General features: G+C 62.8%; 12 protein-coding genes. 8 read left to right on the forward strand and 4 right to left on the reverse strand.

Annotated features, from left to right (window positions below; all coding sequences use genetic code 11):
• Positions 1-162 precede the first annotated feature (162 nt).
• A complete protein-coding gene (locus ACZ881_RS12855) occupies positions 163-1,572 on the reverse strand; it encodes an NAD(P)H-quinone dehydrogenase (RefSeq protein ID WP_091466225.1) in 1,410 nt (469 codons plus the stop codon).
• 121 nt (positions 1,573-1,693) lie between these two features.
• Here ACZ881_RS12855 and ACZ881_RS12860 point away from each other — a divergent pair, with 121 nt between their 5' ends.
• From ACZ881_RS12860 to ACZ881_RS12875, 4 genes are all read left to right on the forward strand, one after another.
• Positions 1,694-2,494 (forward strand): purine-nucleoside phosphorylase, encoded by an 801-nt coding sequence (locus ACZ881_RS12860; protein WP_476116482.1) that lies wholly within the window; start codon positions 1,694-1,696, stop codon positions 2,492-2,494.
• Positions 2,495-2,956: 462 nt separating this feature from the next.
• Positions 2,957-4,555: a glycoside hydrolase family 68 protein gene (locus tag ACZ881_RS12865; protein WP_476116003.1), complete on the forward strand. Its 1,599-nt coding sequence runs from the start codon at positions 2,957-2,959 to the stop codon at positions 4,553-4,555.
• A gap of 90 nt (positions 4,556-4,645) precedes the next feature.
• On the forward strand, positions 4,646-6,268 hold the full coding sequence (locus ACZ881_RS12870) for a glycoside hydrolase family 32 protein (protein ID WP_476116005.1): 1,623 nt from the start codon (positions 4,646-4,648) through the stop codon (positions 6,266-6,268).
• A 103-nt stretch (positions 6,269-6,371) separates the two neighbouring features.
• The gene (locus ACZ881_RS12875) at positions 6,372-8,117 is read left to right on the forward strand and encodes a phospho-sugar mutase (RefSeq protein WP_476116007.1); all 1,746 of its coding nucleotides are present in this window, start codon (positions 6,372-6,374) and stop codon (positions 8,115-8,117) included.
• 5 nt (positions 8,118-8,122) lie between these two features.
• On the opposite strand, the gene nirD is transcribed toward ACZ881_RS12875, so the two are convergent.
• Positions 8,123-8,485 (reverse strand): nitrite reductase small subunit NirD, encoded by a 363-nt coding sequence (nirD, locus tag ACZ881_RS12880; protein ID WP_476116009.1) that lies wholly within the window; start codon positions 8,483-8,485, stop codon positions 8,123-8,125.
• A 281-nt stretch (positions 8,486-8,766) separates the two neighbouring features.
• Between nirD and nirB the strand changes: the two genes are divergently transcribed.
• From nirB to ACZ881_RS12900, 4 genes are all read left to right on the forward strand, one after another.
• The gene (nirB, locus tag ACZ881_RS12885) at positions 8,767-11,397 is read left to right on the forward strand and encodes a nitrite reductase large subunit NirB (protein WP_476116011.1); all 2,631 of its coding nucleotides are present in this window, start codon (positions 8,767-8,769) and stop codon (positions 11,395-11,397) included.
• Between the two features lie 9 nt (positions 11,398-11,406).
• On the forward strand, positions 11,407-12,441 hold the full coding sequence (gene cobA, locus ACZ881_RS12890; protein WP_091466215.1) for a uroporphyrinogen-III C-methyltransferase: 1,035 nt from the start codon (positions 11,407-11,409) through the stop codon (positions 12,439-12,441).
• 12 nt (positions 12,442-12,453) lie between these two features.
• The gene (locus tag ACZ881_RS12895) at positions 12,454-13,611 is read left to right on the forward strand and encodes a uroporphyrinogen-III synthase (protein ID WP_476116014.1); all 1,158 of its coding nucleotides are present in this window, start codon (positions 12,454-12,456) and stop codon (positions 13,609-13,611) included.
• 260 nt (positions 13,612-13,871) lie between these two features.
• The gene (locus tag ACZ881_RS12900) at positions 13,872-14,660 is read left to right on the forward strand and encodes a hypothetical protein (RefSeq protein ID WP_476116016.1); all 789 of its coding nucleotides are present in this window, start codon (positions 13,872-13,874) and stop codon (positions 14,658-14,660) included.
• Positions 14,661-14,697: 37 nt separating this feature from the next.
• Here the strand turns inward: ACZ881_RS12900 and ACZ881_RS12905 are convergent, their stop codons facing one another.
• A complete protein-coding gene (locus tag ACZ881_RS12905) occupies positions 14,698-15,996 on the reverse strand; it encodes a Y-family DNA polymerase (RefSeq protein ID WP_420180562.1) in 1,299 nt (432 codons plus the stop codon).
• A gap of 171 nt (positions 15,997-16,167) precedes the next feature.
• Positions 16,168-17,634, reverse strand: a complete 1,467-nt coding sequence (locus ACZ881_RS12910; RefSeq protein WP_091466208.1) for a sugar porter family MFS transporter — start codon at positions 17,632-17,634, stop codon at positions 16,168-16,170.
• Positions 17,635-17,676 lie beyond the last annotated feature (42 nt).

Consider the following 17,676-nt stretch of genomic DNA (forward strand, 5'->3'; position numbering starts at 1 on the left):
ATGCTAAATCCTGGGCTATCTCCAAAAAACATTCCCCGGGGGCGCCCCCGTCATCCGTTTTTTTCCGCGCCCCTTGGGGGGGGTCCCGGGGGTTGCGGGCGGGGCGCCCGGCACGATCCGCAGCGGGCCATCGAAACGGGCGCTACGCTGGTCAGCGTGGCGCTACATGTGCACGTGCAAGCGCCGCGCAGCCTCCGAGATGGAGCCGGTCAGCGACGGGTACACCGTGAAAGCGCTGGCTACGTCATCAACGTGAAGCTTCTGGGTCACCGCGACGGAGATCGGGAAAATGAGCTCCGAAGCGTTCGGCCCAACCACCACGCCACCGATCACGGTGCCGGATCCCTTGCGCGCGATGATCTTGACGAAGCCGTCCTTGGTGTTCCGCATCTTGGCGCGGGCATTGCTGAGCAGGGACAACATCACCACGTCGCCCTGGTACTTGCCGGACGCGAGGTCGGCCTCTGAGACGCCCACGGAGGCGATTTCAGGGGACGTGAAGATGTTGGACGCCACCTGGTTGAGCTTCAGCGGCTTGACGGCATCACCCATGAAGTGGGCGATCGCAATGCGGCCCTGCATGGCTGCAACGGATGCGAGCGCAAAGACGCCGGTGCAGTCGCCGGCGGCGTAAATGTTGGGGGCAGTGGTGCGGGAAACGCCGTCCACCTTGATGTGCCCGGACTCGGTCAGGGTGACGCCTGCTTCTTCAAGGCCGATGCCCGCGGTGTTGGGGATGGAGCCAACGCACACCAGGCAGTGCGAACCTGTCACCACCGATCCGTCACCCAAGGTGACCTTCACGCCGTCGTCGGTTCGCTCTACTGCGTTGGCGCGGGACTTCGACAGGACGCGTACGCCACGGCGTTCGAAAACGCCCTCCAGCAGCTTGGCGGCATCTGTGTCCTCGCCGGGCAGAACCTGGTCACGGCTGGAGATCAGGGTGACCTTGGAGCCCAGACCGTTGTAGGCGGATGCGAACTCGGCGCCAGTAACACCCGAACCCACAACAATGAGTTCTTCGGGAAGCTCGTCCAGGTTGTAGATCTGGGCCCAGTTGAGGATGCGTTCGCCGTCGGGCTTTGCCGTGGGAAGTTCACGCGGGTGAGCACCAACAGCCAGCAGGATCGCGTCGGCGTCGATGGTGCGTGTTCCTTCGAGGGTGAGGACCTCGATGGTGTTGTTGTCCAGCAGCTTGCCGGAGCCGATGACGATCTCCACGCCCAGGCGCTCGAGGCCTGCGCGGATGTCGTCAGACTGGCCATGAGCCAAGGTCAAGACGCGATCGTTGATGTGTTTGAGGTCGGCACGCGGCTTGGAGGCCGTGCCGTCGCCGTCGAACTTCACTCCGAGTTCGTCCGCCTCACCGACGCGCGTCATGAGGTCGGCGGTGGCAATAAGGGTTTTGGAAGGCACGACGTCGGTCAGCACCGCGGAGCCGCCGAGGCCTGCCCGTTCGACGATGGTGACGTGCGCGCCGAGCGAGGCGGCCACCATGGCAGCTTCATATCCGCCGGGACCACCTCCAAGGATCGCGATACGGGGGGCACTGAAGTCAACTTGGGTGGTCACAATGCTCAATTCTCGCTCATTGCCACGCCGGTTGCCACCCAGCCCAACCTCACTCCGCTCCGATCCCTACCAAAGTCCTGTAGCCGCAGGGTAGCTTGTACCAGTGAGTAACACTGAGCTGATGAACACTGACCCCTTTGAGGCCGCGAAGGCCGCCGCGGACTTCATCGCCGCGGAGACCGGCGTCGAGTCCCATGACGTAGCCCTGGTGCTCGGATCCGGATGGGCGGAGGCCGCCGACCTGATCGGCGAAACCACCGCCACCCTGAACGCGTCCGAGGTTCCCGGTTTCCACAAACCAGCGGTGGTGGGCCATGTTGGCACCATCCGGTCCGTCCTCACCAAGGAGGGCAAACGAGCCCTGGTCCTGGGTGCCCGGACGCATTACTACGAAGGCCGCGGCGTGCGGTCCGTAGTCCACGGTGTACGCACGGCCGCAGCAGCCGGGTGCAAGACGCTGGTGCTCACCAACGGTTGTGGCGGGCTCAATGAAGATTGGACCCCCGGAACTCCGGTGCTGATAAGCGACCACATCAACCTCACCGCAACCTCACCGCTTGAGGGCGCAACGTTCGTCGACCTTACGGACCTCTATTCCTCACGGATCCGCGACCTCTCTCGTGAAGTTGATTCCTCCCTGCAGGAAGGGGTGTACGCACAGTTCACGGGCCCTCACTACGAGACGCCGGCAGAAGTCCAGTACGCCAAGCGAATCGGCGCAGACTTGGTGGGCATGTCCACCGCGCTGGAAGCAATCGCCGGCCGCCACGCAGGGATGGAAGTTTTTGGCATCTCCCTTGTCACCAACCTTGCAGCCGGCATCAGCCCTGTTCCCTTGAGCCACGCGGAAGTCCTTGAAGCCGGTCATGCAGCGGGTAAGCGGATCTCGAAGCTTCTGGCGGAGATCATCGCCAAGCTCTAGGGGCGAAACGTCTACAGAATGCGGGGTCACCACCAAAGGTGGCCCCGCATCGCTATTTAAGGGTTTGCGCTAACAATTCCGGAGGAGAAGTAAACGCACAGTAAATTCTCAGGATAAATCTGATTTGTGGCGAAACATTTGATTGAAGCTGCCGGGATGTGTCACGCGCGCACGTTGCCAATGTAAGCGCTTGCGCAAGTACTGACGAGTAACCGAAAAAGCCCGCGAAATGCCCTTTGCCCTCAGACCTAACACGTGTCTAGCGTGGAGAGTGCCCCGGTAAGTCGACGTGCCGGAGCCACCGCGGCGGATAGCTACAAAGCTCCCCCGCACCTCGAAACGATGGCGTCCCTCGATGACGCCTACAGCGGATCGACGGACGCCTGAGTAGAGAACCCCCAACAGGGGGTCAGGGCATGCGCCCCACTCCACGAAGTCCAACACTCCGCGAGAAGAGCAAGCATGAACACGCACTCAACCCCTCCACGGCAGCGCCGCCGGCTGCGACAGGCAGTAGCCCTCGCAGCTGCGGCCGGCGTGGCCGGCAGCATCCTGCTGGTGACGCCGGCTGCGCAAGCCAACCTGCCGGCCGACCCGCCGTCGAGCACCATGCCGGCGCCCACGCCCGGCTTCCCGCTGCCAACCACGCACACCCAGCAGGCGTACGATCCGGCAGCAGACTTCACGTCCAAGTGGACGCGAGCCGACGCCAAGCAGATCATGGCCCAGAGCAACCCCGGCGTTGCCCCGGGCGAGAACTCCATGAGCCCCAACGTCACCATGCCCGAAATCCCCAAGGACTTCCCGGCCATGAACGACGACGTCTGGGTTTGGGACACCTGGTCACTGACAGACGAAAACGCCAACCAGATCAGTTACAAGGGCTGGGATGTCATCTTCTCCCTGGTTGCTGACAGGCACGCGGGCTACGGCTTCGACCAGCGCCACTGGAACGCAAGGATCGGCTACTTCTTCCGCAAGACCAACGCTGATCCCGCCAAGGACAAATGGAACTACGGCGGACACCTGTTCCTGGACAACACGTCCATCGGCAACACGGAGTGGTCCGGCTCCACGCGCCTCATGCAGGGCAACAAGATCAACGTCTTCTACACGGCCACCACGTTCTACGACGTCGCCGAGCGGAATGCAGGCGGCGGCGGAATCGCTCCGGACGCTGCGATCGCCAAGGCATTGGGTAACATCCACGCCAACAAGGACGGCGTGACCTTCGACGGCTTCCAGCACACCAAACTGCTGGAGCCGGACGGAAAGATGTACCAGAACAAAGCCCAGAACCCCGGCTTCGCGTTCCGTGACCCGTACACCTTCGCGGATCCCGCCCACCCGGGCAAAACCTTCATGGTCTTCGAAGGCAACACCGGCGGCACCCGCGGCTCCTACAAGTGCAAGCAGGAAGACCTCGGCTACCAGCCGGGCGACCCCAACGCCGAGACTGTGGCACAGGTCAACAGCACCGGCGCCTGGTACCAGACTGCCAACGTTGGCCTCGCCGTGGCGGATAACAAGGACCTCACCAAGTGGAGCTTCCTGCCGCCGATCCTCTCGGCCAACTGCGTCAACGACCAGACCGAACGTCCGCAGATCTTCATCCAGAACGAGAACGGCAAGAACAAGTACTACCTGTTCACCATCAGCCACCAGTTCACGTACGCGGATGGAATGCGCGGCCCTGACGGCGTGTACGGCTTCGTCGGCAACGGTGTCCGCTCCGACTACCAGCCGGTCAACAACAGCGGCCTGGCCCTGGGCTCCCCCACGGACCTGAACATGCCGGCCAACGCGCCGGAGGGTCCGGACCCGCGGCAGAACGGCCGTCAGTTCCAGGCCTACTCGCACTACGTGCAGCCGGGCGGCCTGGTCCAGTCCTTCATCGACAACGTGGACGGCGTCCGCGGCGGTTCCCTGTCCCCCACCGTGAAGATGAACTTCAAGAACGGCGTGACGCAGGTTGACCGCAGCTTCGGCCAGAACGGGCTCGGCCCGTTCGGTTACCTTCCCACCAACGTTCGCGTTGGCGGCGAGGGCCTCTATAAGTAAGCAGTAACACCCCGGCCGACAGGCCACGGCAGGGGTGCCGGACCCACGAGGACCGGCACCCCTGCTACCCCCAACCCCAGGATCTTCCCCATGACATTTCCCAGCCCCCACCTGTCCCGCCGCCAAATGCTGGCCGCAAGTGCCGCCGTCGTGGTCGCCTTCTCCGCCGCATCCTGCACTCAAGCGGAAAGCCCGACGCCGGTTCCCACCCCGGCGGGTCCGGCACCTACCCCTTCAGATCCGTGGCGGCCCGTTGCGCACCTCACCGCTGAGAAGAACTGGCTCAACGATCCCAACGGCCTCGTCTACCACGACGGCACCTACCACGCCTTTTACCAGTACAACCCGCAGGGCAACTCGTGGGGCAACATGTCCTGGGGGCACTCCACCAGCAAGGATCTGGTGCATTGGGAGCAGCAGCCCGTAGCCATGGAGGCGAGCCCCGAAGAGGAAATCTTCTCCGGCTGCATTGTGATGGATAAGAACAATGCCTCCGGTCTTGGCTCGGCGGAAACCCCACCCATGGTGGCCCTCTACACCAGTGCCTATGGCAAGAACGGCGCTCTGCCTCAAGGATCCCAGGCACAATCCGTCGCGTTCAGCCTGGACAACGGGACCACGTGGCAGAAGTATCAGGGCAATCCGGTCCTGAACCTTGCACCCACCAACAACAACTTCCGCGACCCGAAGATCACCTGGTACGAACCCGGCCGCTACTGGGTGATGACCACCGTGGTTGCCGACGCCCAGGTAGTCAAGCTGTTCAAGTCCACAGACCTCCTCCGCTGGGAATACCTAAGTGATTTCTCCGGTGTCGGCGCCCAAGGAGGCCTGTGGGAGGTGCCGGAACTCCTCCACATGGACGTGGAGGACTCCACGGCAAAGAAGTGGGTCATGCTGCTGAGCATCAACCCCGGCGGCATTGCGGGCGGCTCGGGTATGCAGTACTTCGTGGGCGAATTCGATGGAAGGCGCTTTACGGCGGAAAACGCGGCAGCCCCCCGCGCCCCGCTCACTGAATCCCAATGGCTGGACCACGGCGCAGACTACTATGCCGCCAACTCCATCTCCGGCGCGCCCGGGGACAAGCCCGTTCTCCTGGGATGGATGGGCAACTGGGACTACGCCCAGGATGTGCCCACCACCCCGTGGCGCGGCTCCATGGCTATTCCCCGGGAACTGACTTTGGTTCGGGGGGCGAAACGGCTTGAGCTCCGGTCTGCCATAGCCGGCGCGGCGCGGGAAACGCTGGACCGCTCCGGTGAAGTGAAGAGCAAAAACCTCACCGTTGGCTCCTCGCCCCAGGACCTTGGCCATGAGTTCCGGGGACGTACCCAGCTGATCGAACTGGACATGGACCTGAAGTCGGCGCGTGAAGCCGGTGTTTTCCTCCGCCGCTCATCCTCCGCTTCCGAGACAGGATTGCGGATCTCCTATAACAAGGAAACAGGCAGTGTCAGGGTGGACCGGTCACAGGCCGGAACCAGCAACTTCTCCGGAAAGTTCAGCCCATTCCATGAAGTAGCCCTGCCGTCCCCAGGCAGCAAGGTCAATCTCACGATCCTCCTCGATTCTTCCTCGGTGGAAGTCTTCGCGGCGGGTGGAACTGCGGTGATTTCGGATACGTTCTTCCCGGACTGGGACAACACAGGGTCCTCGGCGTTCAGCATGGAAGGCGACACGGACTTCACCGTCACGACACGCGGTCTTTAAAGGCCCGCCCTAGGGCGGGATCTCACCCTTTACAACCGCTCTTGAGGACGAGATCCAACTCCTCGTTGCCCGGGAAGCGCCCATTGAGGATAGTTTTGTCCCTATGACATCCAGCGATGCCGCATTTGAACAGCTGCTCACCGACGCCCGCCAATGGGCTTCCCAAGACCCGGACCCGGCGACGTCGGCTGCTCTCATTGAGTTGGCCGGGCTTGCCAGCGGCGGTGATGCGGGAGCAGCCCAGGAACTGGGCGACAGCTTCAACGGCACCCTGCAATTCGGCACTGCCGGCCTCCGCGCAGCGCTCGGCCCGGGCCCCAACCGAATGAACCGCGTTGTTGTCCGCCGTGCAGCTGCAGGCCTGGCGGCCTTCCTCGCCGAATCGGTAGCCGCAGTTGCGCCGGGAACCCGGCCGCGCGCCGTCGTCGGCTTCGATGCCCGGTATAACTCGGACATCTTCGCCCAGGAAACCGCTGCAATCTTTACGGCAGCGGGCATTGAAACCTTCCTGATGCCGGCAGCGCTTCCGACGCCGTTGCTTGCCTATGCGGTCAGGTCACTCGATTGCGACGGCGGTGTCATGGTCACAGCGAGCCACAACCCGCCGCAGGACAACGGTTACAAGGTCTACCTGGGACGCCATGCAGTATCTGAGAGCGGGCGCGGGTCTCAGATCGTGGCGCCGTACGACGCTGAGATCGCCGCGAAGATCGAGGCCGTGGGGGCGCTGGATTCCATTGAACTCGCAGAAAACGGCTGGACAGTGCTGCCCACGTCCGTCGCCGCAGAATATGAAGCTGCGATGGCGGGACTGGTGGATAGGGAACACTTCCCGGCACGGGACCTCAAGATCGTCCTGACGCCCATGCACGGTGTCGGCGGTGAAACGGCCGTCTCCGTCCTGAACGCCGCCGGTTTCGCCGATGTCACGCTCGTGGCCGAACAGGCCGAGCCGGATCCGGACTTCCCCACCGTCGCTTTCCCTAATCCGGAAGAGCCCGGGGCGCTGGACCTGGCCCTTGCCGCTGCTGCGGACTCGGATGCGGACATCGTTTTGGCCAACGACCCCGACGCCGATCGGGCTGCGGTTGCCGCGTTGGATCCCGCCACGGGAAGCTGGCGGATGCTTCGCGGTGACGAAGTGGGGGCGCTGCTTGGTGCGCACGTAGTAGCGCGAATGGCTGCCGGTGCCGGGGATGAGCCGCAGACCGGAGTGTTCGCCAACTCGATCGTGTCCTCCCGGCTGCTCTCACGCATCGCTGCCGCAGCGGGTTACGCCCACGAGGAAACACTCACCGGCTTCAAATGGATTTCACGGGTTCCCGGCCTCACCTATGGGTACGAGGAAGCACTGGGATACTGTGTGGCACCTGAGCTGGTGCGCGACAAGGACGGCATTTCAGCGGCTGTGCTGATCGCGGAACTCGCCGCAACTGCCAAGGCCGAAGGCAAGACGATCTTCGACACCCTCGATGACCTGTATCTGGTGCACGGACTGCATGCGAGCGACCAACTCAGTATCCGGGTGGCCGATTTGGGACTGCTCGATGCCATGATGAACCGCCTGCGGGTCAACCCGCCGGAAGCGTTCGGAGGCTCCGCCGTCGAGGTTTCAACCGATCTCGCGGAAGGAAGCGAAGCCCTGCCTCCCACGGACGGCCTGCTGTACCTGACCCGGGACCAGAGTCGTGTCATCATCCGTCCCAGTGGCACCGAGCCCAAGCTCAAGTGCTACCTGGAAGTCATCCAGGCCGTGGAAACCGCGGCGGAACTTCCCGCAGCACGCCAGGCAGCGCGGACGTCCCTGGATGATGTTCTCAGGGACGTCCGCGAAGCCTTGGGCTTATAGGACTCTTAGAGTTCAACCTCGATGAAGCCGTCCACCAAACGGGTGGCGAACGCGTCGAGCTTGAGTTCCGGGTTGGTGAAGCATTCACCGGTTTCGAGGTCGTAGACCTCTTTGTGCAGCGGCGACGCGATGGTCGGCCGGCTTCCGCGGGATCCAATGATCCCGCGGGCCATAACGTTGGCGAGCGTCGCCGGGTCCTGCTGTGCCACAGCGAAGACCTCGGTGGGCGCTGTGCGGAACAGCGCAACCTGACGGCCGGCGATCAACGCAGCCTCGCCCCAAGCCAGTTCGAGTTCGCCCACCGGGCAAACACGGTGCCATGTGGCGGTTGTGGTCAGGTCCTCGGCACGGTCCAGAATTACGGTCATTTCAGCCCCTCTCACTGTGTCCGGGTGTTGGCTTTTCCACCGTCACTCCCCCGGACCGGGCCACACTTGCGGCCACTACTCCAAGCTAGGACCCGGGTGTTTCATCGGTTGTCCGCGTTTGTGTCGAACGCGTAAAAGAGACCTCACACCTCACGAAATGCGTTCGTGATGCAGAAGTTAAGATCACGAAACAAAAGGGAAACTGAAGCGAAACTGCCCGTCCCTAGGCTGGAACCACAAGTTGCGGAGATCCGTCTGCAACATCTGCGAAAGGCCCACCAGTGACCGGACACACTTCAAGTACAGAGAACCCGCGCCGCATCGTCGTCGTCGGCGGCGGCCCCGCTGCCCACCGTTTCGCCGACGCCATGTTCAATCGCGGACTTGAAGGTTGGCAGGTTACGGTGCTGACCGAAGAGGCACACCTCCCGTACGACCGCGTTGCGCTGAGCAAGGCGCTCACGGAAACCGGCGTGGACCTCACCTTGGGCGATGCATCCATGTGGGACCACGAAGCCCTGACTTTGGTCACCGGCGAGCGCGCCGTAAAGATCGACTCCGTTGCCAAGAGCGTCCTCACCGCCGCCGGCAACAAGTACGAATACGACCACCTGGTGGTGGCTTCGGGGTCCGACGCGGCCCGGCTCCCCATCCCCGGTTCCGAGCACACCCACGTTTACCGCACCCTCGAGGACGTCTGGGCCATTAACAAGGCCATCGCCGAGCTGCGCGAGAAGCTTGGCCGCAAAGTCAACGCGGTCACCATTGGTGGTGGCTTGCTTGGACTTGAGTCCGCTGCCGGCACGGAACAGCTGGGCGCCACACCGATCGTCATCAACGGCGCACCGTGGCTGATGAACACCCAGCTGGATGAGGGTGCCGGCCAGGCCCTCGGCCGCCTGATTGAGGCCAAGGGCTTCGAAGTCCACGGTGGCGTCTTCCCCTCCGAGGTAGTCACGGACGACGACGGCAACGTCACCGGTGTCCTGATGGCTGATGGCCGCACCATCGACGCGGACCTCGTAATCGTGGCTATCGGCGTGAAGCCCCGGGACGACCTCTTCCGCGCGGCAGAAGGCGAAGAGCAGCTGTTTAGCCTGGGCCAGCGCGGCGGCGTTGTCATCAATGATTTCTGTGCCACGGAAGTCGAGGGCATCTGGGCCATCGGCGAGGTGGCCAACTTCGAGGGCATGTGCCTGGGCCTCGTAGCTCCTGCCAACACCATGGCCGAGATCGTTGCTGACCGCCTGCATGGTGGGGAAGCAACCTTCCCGGGCTTTGACACTGCCACCAAGCTCAAGTTGTCCGGCGTTGACGTTGCCAGCTTCGGCGACGCGTTTGCCCGCACGGAGCACTCCCTGGAGATCGTCTACGCCGACCCCGCGCGTGGCGTTTACCAGAAAATTGTCACCACAGATGATGCCAAGACCCTCCTGGGTGGCATCTTCGTGGGCGATGCTTCCCCGTACATGAGCCTCCGCCCGCTTCTGGGCCGCGAACTGTCTGCCGAACCGGGTGCATACCTGAGCGCTGCCGGAGGTGGCGAGGCCCCTGAAACCGAACTTCCGGACGATGCCATCCTGTGCTCCTGCAACAACGTAGCCGCCGGAACTATCCGTGACACCATCAACGGCTGCGGTGCCTGCGAGGGCAACTCCCCGGTGCAGGAGCTCGGCGAGCTAAAGGGCTGCACCAGGGCCGGCACCCAGTGTGGTTCGTGCGTTCCCATGCTCAAGAAGCTCCTTGAAGGCGAACTGAAGAAGTCCGGCATTGAGGTCTCCAAGGCACTGTGTGAGCACATCAGCCTTTCCCGGCAGGAACTCTTCGATGCCATCCGTGTCCTTGAGCTCACGTCCTTCGAAGACATCATGGCCAAGTACGGCACCGGAGCGGGCTGCGATATCTGCAAGCCGACCATTGCCTCCATCCTGGCCAGCCAGCACTCCGCCTACGTTCTGGATGCCGGTCGCGGTGCGCTGCAGGACACCAACGACCGCGCCTTGGCGAACATGCAGAAGGACGGCACCTATTCGGTGGTCCCCCGCATCGCTGGTGGCGAGATCACGCCGAAGGGTCTCGGCGTCATCGCGGCCGTAGCTGAGAAGTACAACCTGTACACGAAGATCACCGGCGGACAGCGCATCGATATGTTCGGTGCCCGCCTGGAGCAGCTGCCGGACATCTGGAAGGAACTGGTGGACGCCGGCTTCGAATCCGGACAGGCCTACGGCAAGAGCCTTCGTACCGTGAAGTCCTGCGTTGGTTCTACATGGTGCCGCTTCGGTGTGCAGGACTCCGTGGCAATGGCCATCGCCTTGGAGCTGCGCTACCGCGGCCTCCGCAGCCCCCACAAGCTGAAAATGGGTGTCTCCGGTTGCGCCCGTGAATGTGCCGAAGCCCGTGGCAAGGATGTTGGCGTGATCGCCACGGCCGACGGTTGGAACCTGTACGTAGGCGGTAACGGCGGCGCCACCCCGGCGCACGCCCAGCTGCTGGCCAAGGACCTGGACGACGAAACCCTCCTGAAGTACATCGACCGTTACCTCATGTACTACATCCGCACTGCTGACCGCCTTCAGCGCACCGCGCGCTGGCAGGAAGAGCTCGACGGCGGAATCAAGCACGTCGAGGAAGTAGTGGTCAACGACTCCTTGGGCATTGCCGACGAGCTTGAAGCCGCCATGGCCAAGCACATCGACACTTACGAGGACGAGTGGGCCGAGACCCTGAAGGACCCGGAGCGCCTCCGCCGTTTCCGTTCGTTCGTCAACGCTCCCAACCAGAAGGACGAATCCATTTCCTTTGTTCCCGAGCGCGGCCAGATCCGTCCGGCCACCAACGAGGAAAAGGGCGGCGTGCTCATCGCTTCCACTATCCCGGTCCGCAGCGAAACCGTCGGCGTAGAAAACTAGGGGTTCACCATGCAGCTCACCATTGATCTCACCGGCCGTGACGTCCTTGTCACGGGATCTGAAAAGTCTGCCCGCCAAGCGGTCCGCCGCTACCAGAGCGCCGGTGCCAACGTGTACCGGCTCAGCGCCCCGGAAGGTGTGCCGGGCGACGGCCAGCTTCCCGAGCGCCCGTTCCTGGTGGCGGTAGTGGACGACGGCGGGTCCGGCTGGCTGCCGCTGGTGGAACGCTGCCGCGACGCCGGGATTCCCGTTGCCTTCGAGCCTGCACCCGGTGCCGAAGGCCACGTGACCCTGGTGGGTGGAGGCCCGGGAGCCCTGGATCTGCTCACGGTGGGTGCTGTGGACGCCCTGCGCGATGCCGATGTGGTGTTTTACGATCGGCTTGCGCCCTATCAGGAACTGGCTGATCTGACCTCTGCGGAGCTCGTGGACGTTGGAAAGCAGCCCGGGCTTCACAAGGTGACTCAGAGGGACATCGAGAAGTTGATGGTGGAGGCTGCGCTGCTGGGCAAGAATGTGGTCAGGCTCAAGGGCGGCGATCCGTACGTGTTTGGCCGCGGCGGCGAAGAAGTGGCTGCGTGTGTTGCTGCCGGCGTCCCGGTGAGGGTCATCTCCGGTGTCACCAGTGCCATTTCCGTTCCCGCTGCAGCCGGAATCCCGGTGACGCACCGCGAGGTCAGCCACATGTTCACCGTGGTATCCGGCCATGCCCCGTTGACGGAGAAGGAACACACCCACCTTGCCGGACTTGGCGGGACTATCGTGGTCCTCATGGGCATCGGCACCCTGCCCCAGCTGGCGGCCGGGCTCCGCCGAGCGGGGATGAACTCGGACATGCCAATGGCCGTGGTGGAACGTGGGTACCGCCCGGGACAGCGCACCACCATCGCTGACCTCGGTACCATCGAAACGGCAGCCACCGGCTGTAGCAACCCGGCCGTCTTGGTCATCGGCGAGGTGGTCCGGGTTGCTGAAGCCAACCGGAATCATGCCGAAGCATCCGCTGAACTGAGCCGACTCGCGGCTTCGCTCCTTGAAGCCTGAAGGTAAGAACACATGACTGTTGCACGTGCCCTCGAAGTCCAGGACGCTACTGCCGCGCCGGAAATTGCCGAAGCCGTAGAAGCGCCGTTGGACGGATTCCGCATTGGCGTCACCTCGCACCGCCGCTCCCGGGACCTCATTGAGGCACTGGAGCGCCGCGGTGCGAGCGTGTTGCACGCGCCCGCCCTGAAGATCGCCCCGGTGCAGGAGGACATGGTCCTCATCGAGGACACCCGCACCATCATCGAGGCCAAGCCGGACATCTGCATCGCCACCACCGCCTACGGCATGCGCCGCTGGTGTGAGGCCGCTGATTCCTTTGGCATCGGCGAGCAACTGCTGGACACGCTGTCCGCCTGCCGCATGTTCGTCCGTGGCCCCAAAGCCCGCGGTGCCGTTCGGGCGGCCGGCCTTGCCGACGTCGGAATCAGCAGTGACGAAACCACCGCCACACTGGTGGACATGCTCCTGGTCGAAGGCGTGCGCGGCAAGACCGTGGCCGTCCAGTTGCACGGCTACACGGACGTCCGCCAGCTGGAACGGCTGCGTATGTCCGGAGCTACTGTCTTGACGGTGACTCCGTACCGTTGGGTGAAGCCCGACGGCGAAGACAAACTGCCGCGCCTGATCGAAGCCGTGGTCAGCGGAAACCTCGATGTCCTGACGTTCACCAGTGCCCCGGCAGTGGACGCCATGTGGAGCACCGCACACGAAATGGGCCTGTACCGCCAGCTCATCGAAGCTCTCAAGGGCCCGGTAACTGTTGCGGCCGTCGGTCCGGTCACCGCTCAACCGCTGGTCGACGCCGGCCTCACCCCGTTGATCCCTGATCGTTACCGCATGGGTGCGCTCATCAGACTGGTCACCGAACATCTTTCGCTGAACCACGTGCGGCGCTTGGAAACCAAGAGCGCCACTATCGAGCTCCGTGGACGCTGCCTGCGGATCAACGGTGAGGTGGTGGACCTTGCGCCGGCTCCCCTCCTGCTGCTGCGGGCGCTGCTCGGCGCGGGTGGGGCTGTCCTGTCCAGGGAAGCTCTCTCCGACCTGCTGGACCTGCGCGGTTCCGTACACGCTTTGGACATGACGGTCAGCAGGCTCAGGTCTTCCCTTCCTGATGGCAAACTTGTGGAAACCGTAGTGAAGCGCGGCTACCGGCTGCGGGCTTAGGTGTGAATGTTGGCGATAAACGGCGGTCTTTTGCGGAGCTAAATGTCGCCCTGCTGGTCCCCAAGCACTCCTGACCGCCTGTAGAACGTCGCTCGGGACACCTCGGGATCAGGCGGAGTCGAACTTTTCTCCGTCGAACTCTTCATTGTCACGGGTTCTCTGTCGTAGGAGACTTGAGGCGACGGCATTCCATCTTGGACCGCCCGCGGGGCCACCCGGCTGCGGGGCCTCACAGCACCTTGTAGCGGCCTGGTGGATCAATGAGTTCCATGACACCCCCCGAAAAGGCCGCTCGGCGGTCGCGCCATCTCTTGCCCTTGGTGACTATCGCACTGATTGGATGTCTCGGTGGGTGCGAGTATGAGTCTTACGACGCATCCCTGCCGTCTGCCAGTTCTCCGATTACGGAGGCTCGCACGGACCCACCGCTGCCGGAGAGTCGCGACAATCGCACGGTCCCGCCGCTGCCGGAGAGTGGCGATATCGACGCCGGCACATATCTAGTCCCCGTCGCCGGCTACAAGGAGCCTTTCCAGATCACCGTCCCAGGCGGCTGGTCTGCTCTCGACGGCAATAGCCTGGGAAAGGATGACCCGGATCACCCGGCTGAAGGGGCCGTCTACCTGACTCTTGGGTCCGCGTTCTATGTGTCGCAGGACGCATGCAACTGGAGGGGTGCCCTTGCCGATGTCGGTCCTGCGGTCGAGGCCTTCACTAGGGCTATGGCGGCGCAGTCGTCAACGGCAAGCACTCCTCCTGTCAAGGTCATGGTGGGCGATTACCCCGGCTTCGAGTTCGACCACTCCGTCGAGGGCGACGTGGACACCACGGCCTGCGACAGCGGCAAGTTCTGCATCCACTCAGAAATGATGTACCACTGCACACACTGGTACTCGACTCAGAATGAACACGAGACCTACCGGGTGGTCGACCTGAACGGTAAGCGGGTTGTCATCGCTGTGGGCCATATCGACGAATCGATCAATCCGGAGCTGATGAGAGAGGCACGCACTGTCTTCGACTCGATCGTGTTCGAGTCCTACAAGTGATCAGCTGATCCGATGGGCAATCCCGCTCGCTGACACGCTAGGCCGCCTTCACCAGGGGAAGCTCGTCCCAGTTGGTGGTGTAGCGGGGGCTGAGCATGTCGCGTTTCATGGACCAGTCCGGGCCGCCTTTGATGCCCGCATGGCCCAAACCGATGGAGCCACGGCCATAGCGCTTGCTGACCTGCTCGAGCAAGGGGCCTATGCCCCGTTCTTCATGCCGGTTCTCGAAGATTTCCAGCGGTTTCTGGTTGCCGCTGGGTCGGAGGTCCGTGACCATGATTCCAGCTTTGGCGTACCTCACGCCTTCCTGGATTTTTGGAACCAGCGCATGCGCGGCCTTGGTCAGCAACACCGGATCCGAGGTGGGCATTGGCAGCTTGACGTTGACAGTGGGGAACGATTTGTCGTTGGGGTTGTAGACCGATGTTGCGGCAAAGGCAGTCAGCAGCTTGGCTTGCAGGTCATGCTTGGCCAGCCTGGCACTGGCCATCTGGCCATAGACACTCAGTACCTGCCGCAGCTCGGCTGCTGAGGTTATTGGTGTGGAGAAGGACCGGGAGAAGATCAGTTGATCCCGTCCTATCCGTTCCTCCTCCATGGGGATGCAGGGGGTGCCTTGCAGTTCCAGCACAGTCCGCATCATGACGATGGAGAACTTGTCCCGCAATGCCACGGGATCGGCACGGACCAGGTCCAGGATGGAGAAGATCCCCATCGCGTTCAGGCGTTTCGTGAGCCTGGTGGCGACGCCCCAGATTTCGATCACGGAGAGCCGTGCCATGAGTGCTTCGCGTTGGGGCTCCGGGATGGAGTCCCACCGGCACACGCCATTGAAGGCCGGGTTGTGCTTTGCCCACTTGTTGGCCAGCTTGGCAAGCGTCTTGGTGCGCGCGATTCCTACGCAAACGGGAACCCCCACGTGTCGTTGGCAGGCAGCTTTGATGGTGCGCCCTAGCTCCAGCAGATCCTCGGGTTGCCCTTTGACTCCGAGGAACGCTTCATCAATGGAGTACACCTCCTGCCATGCTGAGTACCGGGCCAGGAGCTCCATCACCCGAGAGCTGATGTCTCCATACAGTTCATAGTTGCTTGAGAGTGCAATGAGTCCCCATTCCTTGGCGCGTGGAGCGAGCTTGAACCAAGGCTCGCCGAGTCCGATTCCCAGTCTTTTGGCCTCCGGCGACCTGGTCACAGCGCAGCCGTCGTTGTTGGACAGGACGATCAGCGGCTTGCCCTCCAACGCAGGATTGAAGGCACGTTCTGCCGACGCATAGAAGCAGTTGATATCCACGTGGGCGATCTCCTGCATGCGATGCATGAGCGCTGGCTTGGACATTCCGCTCCTTGGCTCGCACTAGCACGCGTGGCCCGCATCCGAGTGCGCGCCACGCCATGCATTCGAATATATATTCGATTACCTTCACTGTACCGCCAGCCCCTGACAAGAAGACATCCCGCCCGCAGGACTACGGGAGTCCGGCGGGCGGGATGCCAACGCTGCGGAGTTCTAAGAGGTTGCTGCCGGTTCCTTCTTGTGCACCAGGTAGATGGCACCGGTGGTCACATCTTCTTCGAGTGCCTCCAAGGTGCGTCCGCGGGTTTCGGGAACCTGCGTGTAGATGAAGACGAGGGCCAGGATTCCAACAATCCCAAAGAGGAAGAACGTTCCCGTAATCCCCACGCCCGCCACCAACGTGGGGAAGAAGAGGCCGAGGAGGGCATTGGCGATCCAGAGGCAGAAAACCGACAGGCCGATCGCGAAGCCGCGAACATGCAGCGGGAAGATCTCGGACAGCATCACCCACACGGCGATGTTGAGGAATGTCTGCATGGATCCTACAAACGCCACCACCAGGAACAAGATAACGAAGGGGCGTGCGGCATTGCCGACGGGCAGGACGATCGAGGCGATTCCGATGAGGAAGTGGCAAACGGTGGTCAGCGTGAATCCAAGGAGCAGGGTGGTGCGTCGATTAATCCGTTGCATGAGCGTCAAGGCAATGACGCCACCGACCACCGCAATGACACCGGGGGCAATGTTGGCAATGAGGGCTCCACTTGAGTCGAAGCCGGCTTCAACCAGCACGGACTGCCCGTAATACATGATCGAGTTGATGCCGGTTAGCTGCTGAGCCACGCCCAAACCGATACCTACCAGCACAATGCGCAGGATCCATTTGTCCTTGAGTGCTCCCCAAGAGGTTGCCTTTGAAGCCCGTTCCTCGTCAGCCAAGTGCTTCACATCGGCCATTTCAGCCTCGGCTCGCTCCACGGATCGAATGGTCTTCAGCACTTCCAGCGCTTCTTGCGACCTCCCCTTGGAAATGAGCCAACGCGGCGACTCAGGCATGCGCAGCATACCGAAGAACAGAGCTATGGCGGGCAGGGCTGCGACCGCAAGCATGATGCGCCAGACTCCCCCGAATTCACCCCAGACATTGCCGATGATGGCGTTGACTACGAAAGCCGCGAGCTGCCCAATGACGATCATGAGTTCGTTCCGTCCCGCAAGGGAGCCACGGATTTCATACGGCGCCAGCTCGGCAAGGAACACCGGGACCACGGTAGAGGCGCCACCGACAGCCAAGCCGAGGATGACCCGCCCCAGCACCATTACTTCGAAGCTCGGTGCGAAGACGCAGGCAATGGTCCCGGCAAAGAACAGGACGGCCAACAGGATGATCGTTTTGCGGCGACCCCAACCATCCGACAAGCGCCCACCGCCAACCGCTCCGGCAGCCGCTCCGAACAAAAGGGAGCTGGTGACGATTCCTTCTGTCAGCGGCGTCAATGCGAGGTCCACGGTCATAGGCCTCAGTGCGCCGTTGATAACTCCAGTGTCGTAGCCGAAGAGGAGACCGCCGAAGGTGGCTACCAAGGCAACGAGGCCGAGGCGCTTTCTGTGCGGACCATTAGTCAGCGGAGGGAGTGAGGCGCCATCGGCGGCTCCCCGCTGCGTTTGTGTGGCAGACATCAAGACTCCTTTGTCAGTGTGGTGCGGGTCATATTCACCCGC

The organism is Paenarthrobacter sp. TE3676 (assembly GCF_056279165.1).

Coding starts and splice junctions, on each gene's coding strand:
- ACZ881_RS12860 (WP_476116482.1), top strand. CDS start 1,694: ATGAACACTGACCCCTTTGAGGCCGCGAAGGCCGCCGCGGACTTCATC.
- ACZ881_RS12865 (WP_476116003.1), top strand. CDS start 2,957: ATGAACACGCACTCAACCCCTCCACGGCAGCGCCGCCGGCTGCGACAG.
- ACZ881_RS12870 (WP_476116005.1), top strand. CDS start 4,646: ATGACATTTCCCAGCCCCCACCTGTCCCGCCGCCAAATGCTGGCCGCA.
- ACZ881_RS12875 (WP_476116007.1), top strand. CDS start 6,372: ATGACATCCAGCGATGCCGCATTTGAACAGCTGCTCACCGACGCCCGC.
- nirD (WP_476116009.1), bottom strand. CDS start 8,485: ATGACCGTAATTCTGGACCGTGCCGAGGACCTGACCACAACCGCCACA.
- cobA (WP_091466215.1), top strand. CDS start 11,407: ATGCAGCTCACCATTGATCTCACCGGCCGTGACGTCCTTGTCACGGGA.
- ACZ881_RS12895 (WP_476116014.1), top strand. CDS start 12,454: ATGACTGTTGCACGTGCCCTCGAAGTCCAGGACGCTACTGCCGCGCCG.
- ACZ881_RS12900 (WP_476116016.1), top strand. CDS start 13,872: ATGAGTTCCATGACACCCCCCGAAAAGGCCGCTCGGCGGTCGCGCCAT.
- ACZ881_RS12905 (WP_420180562.1), bottom strand. CDS start 15,996: ATGTCCAAGCCAGCGCTCATGCATCGCATGCAGGAGATCGCCCACGTG.
- ACZ881_RS12910 (WP_091466208.1), bottom strand. CDS start 17,634: ATGTCTGCCACACAAACGCAGCGGGGAGCCGCCGATGGCGCCTCACTC.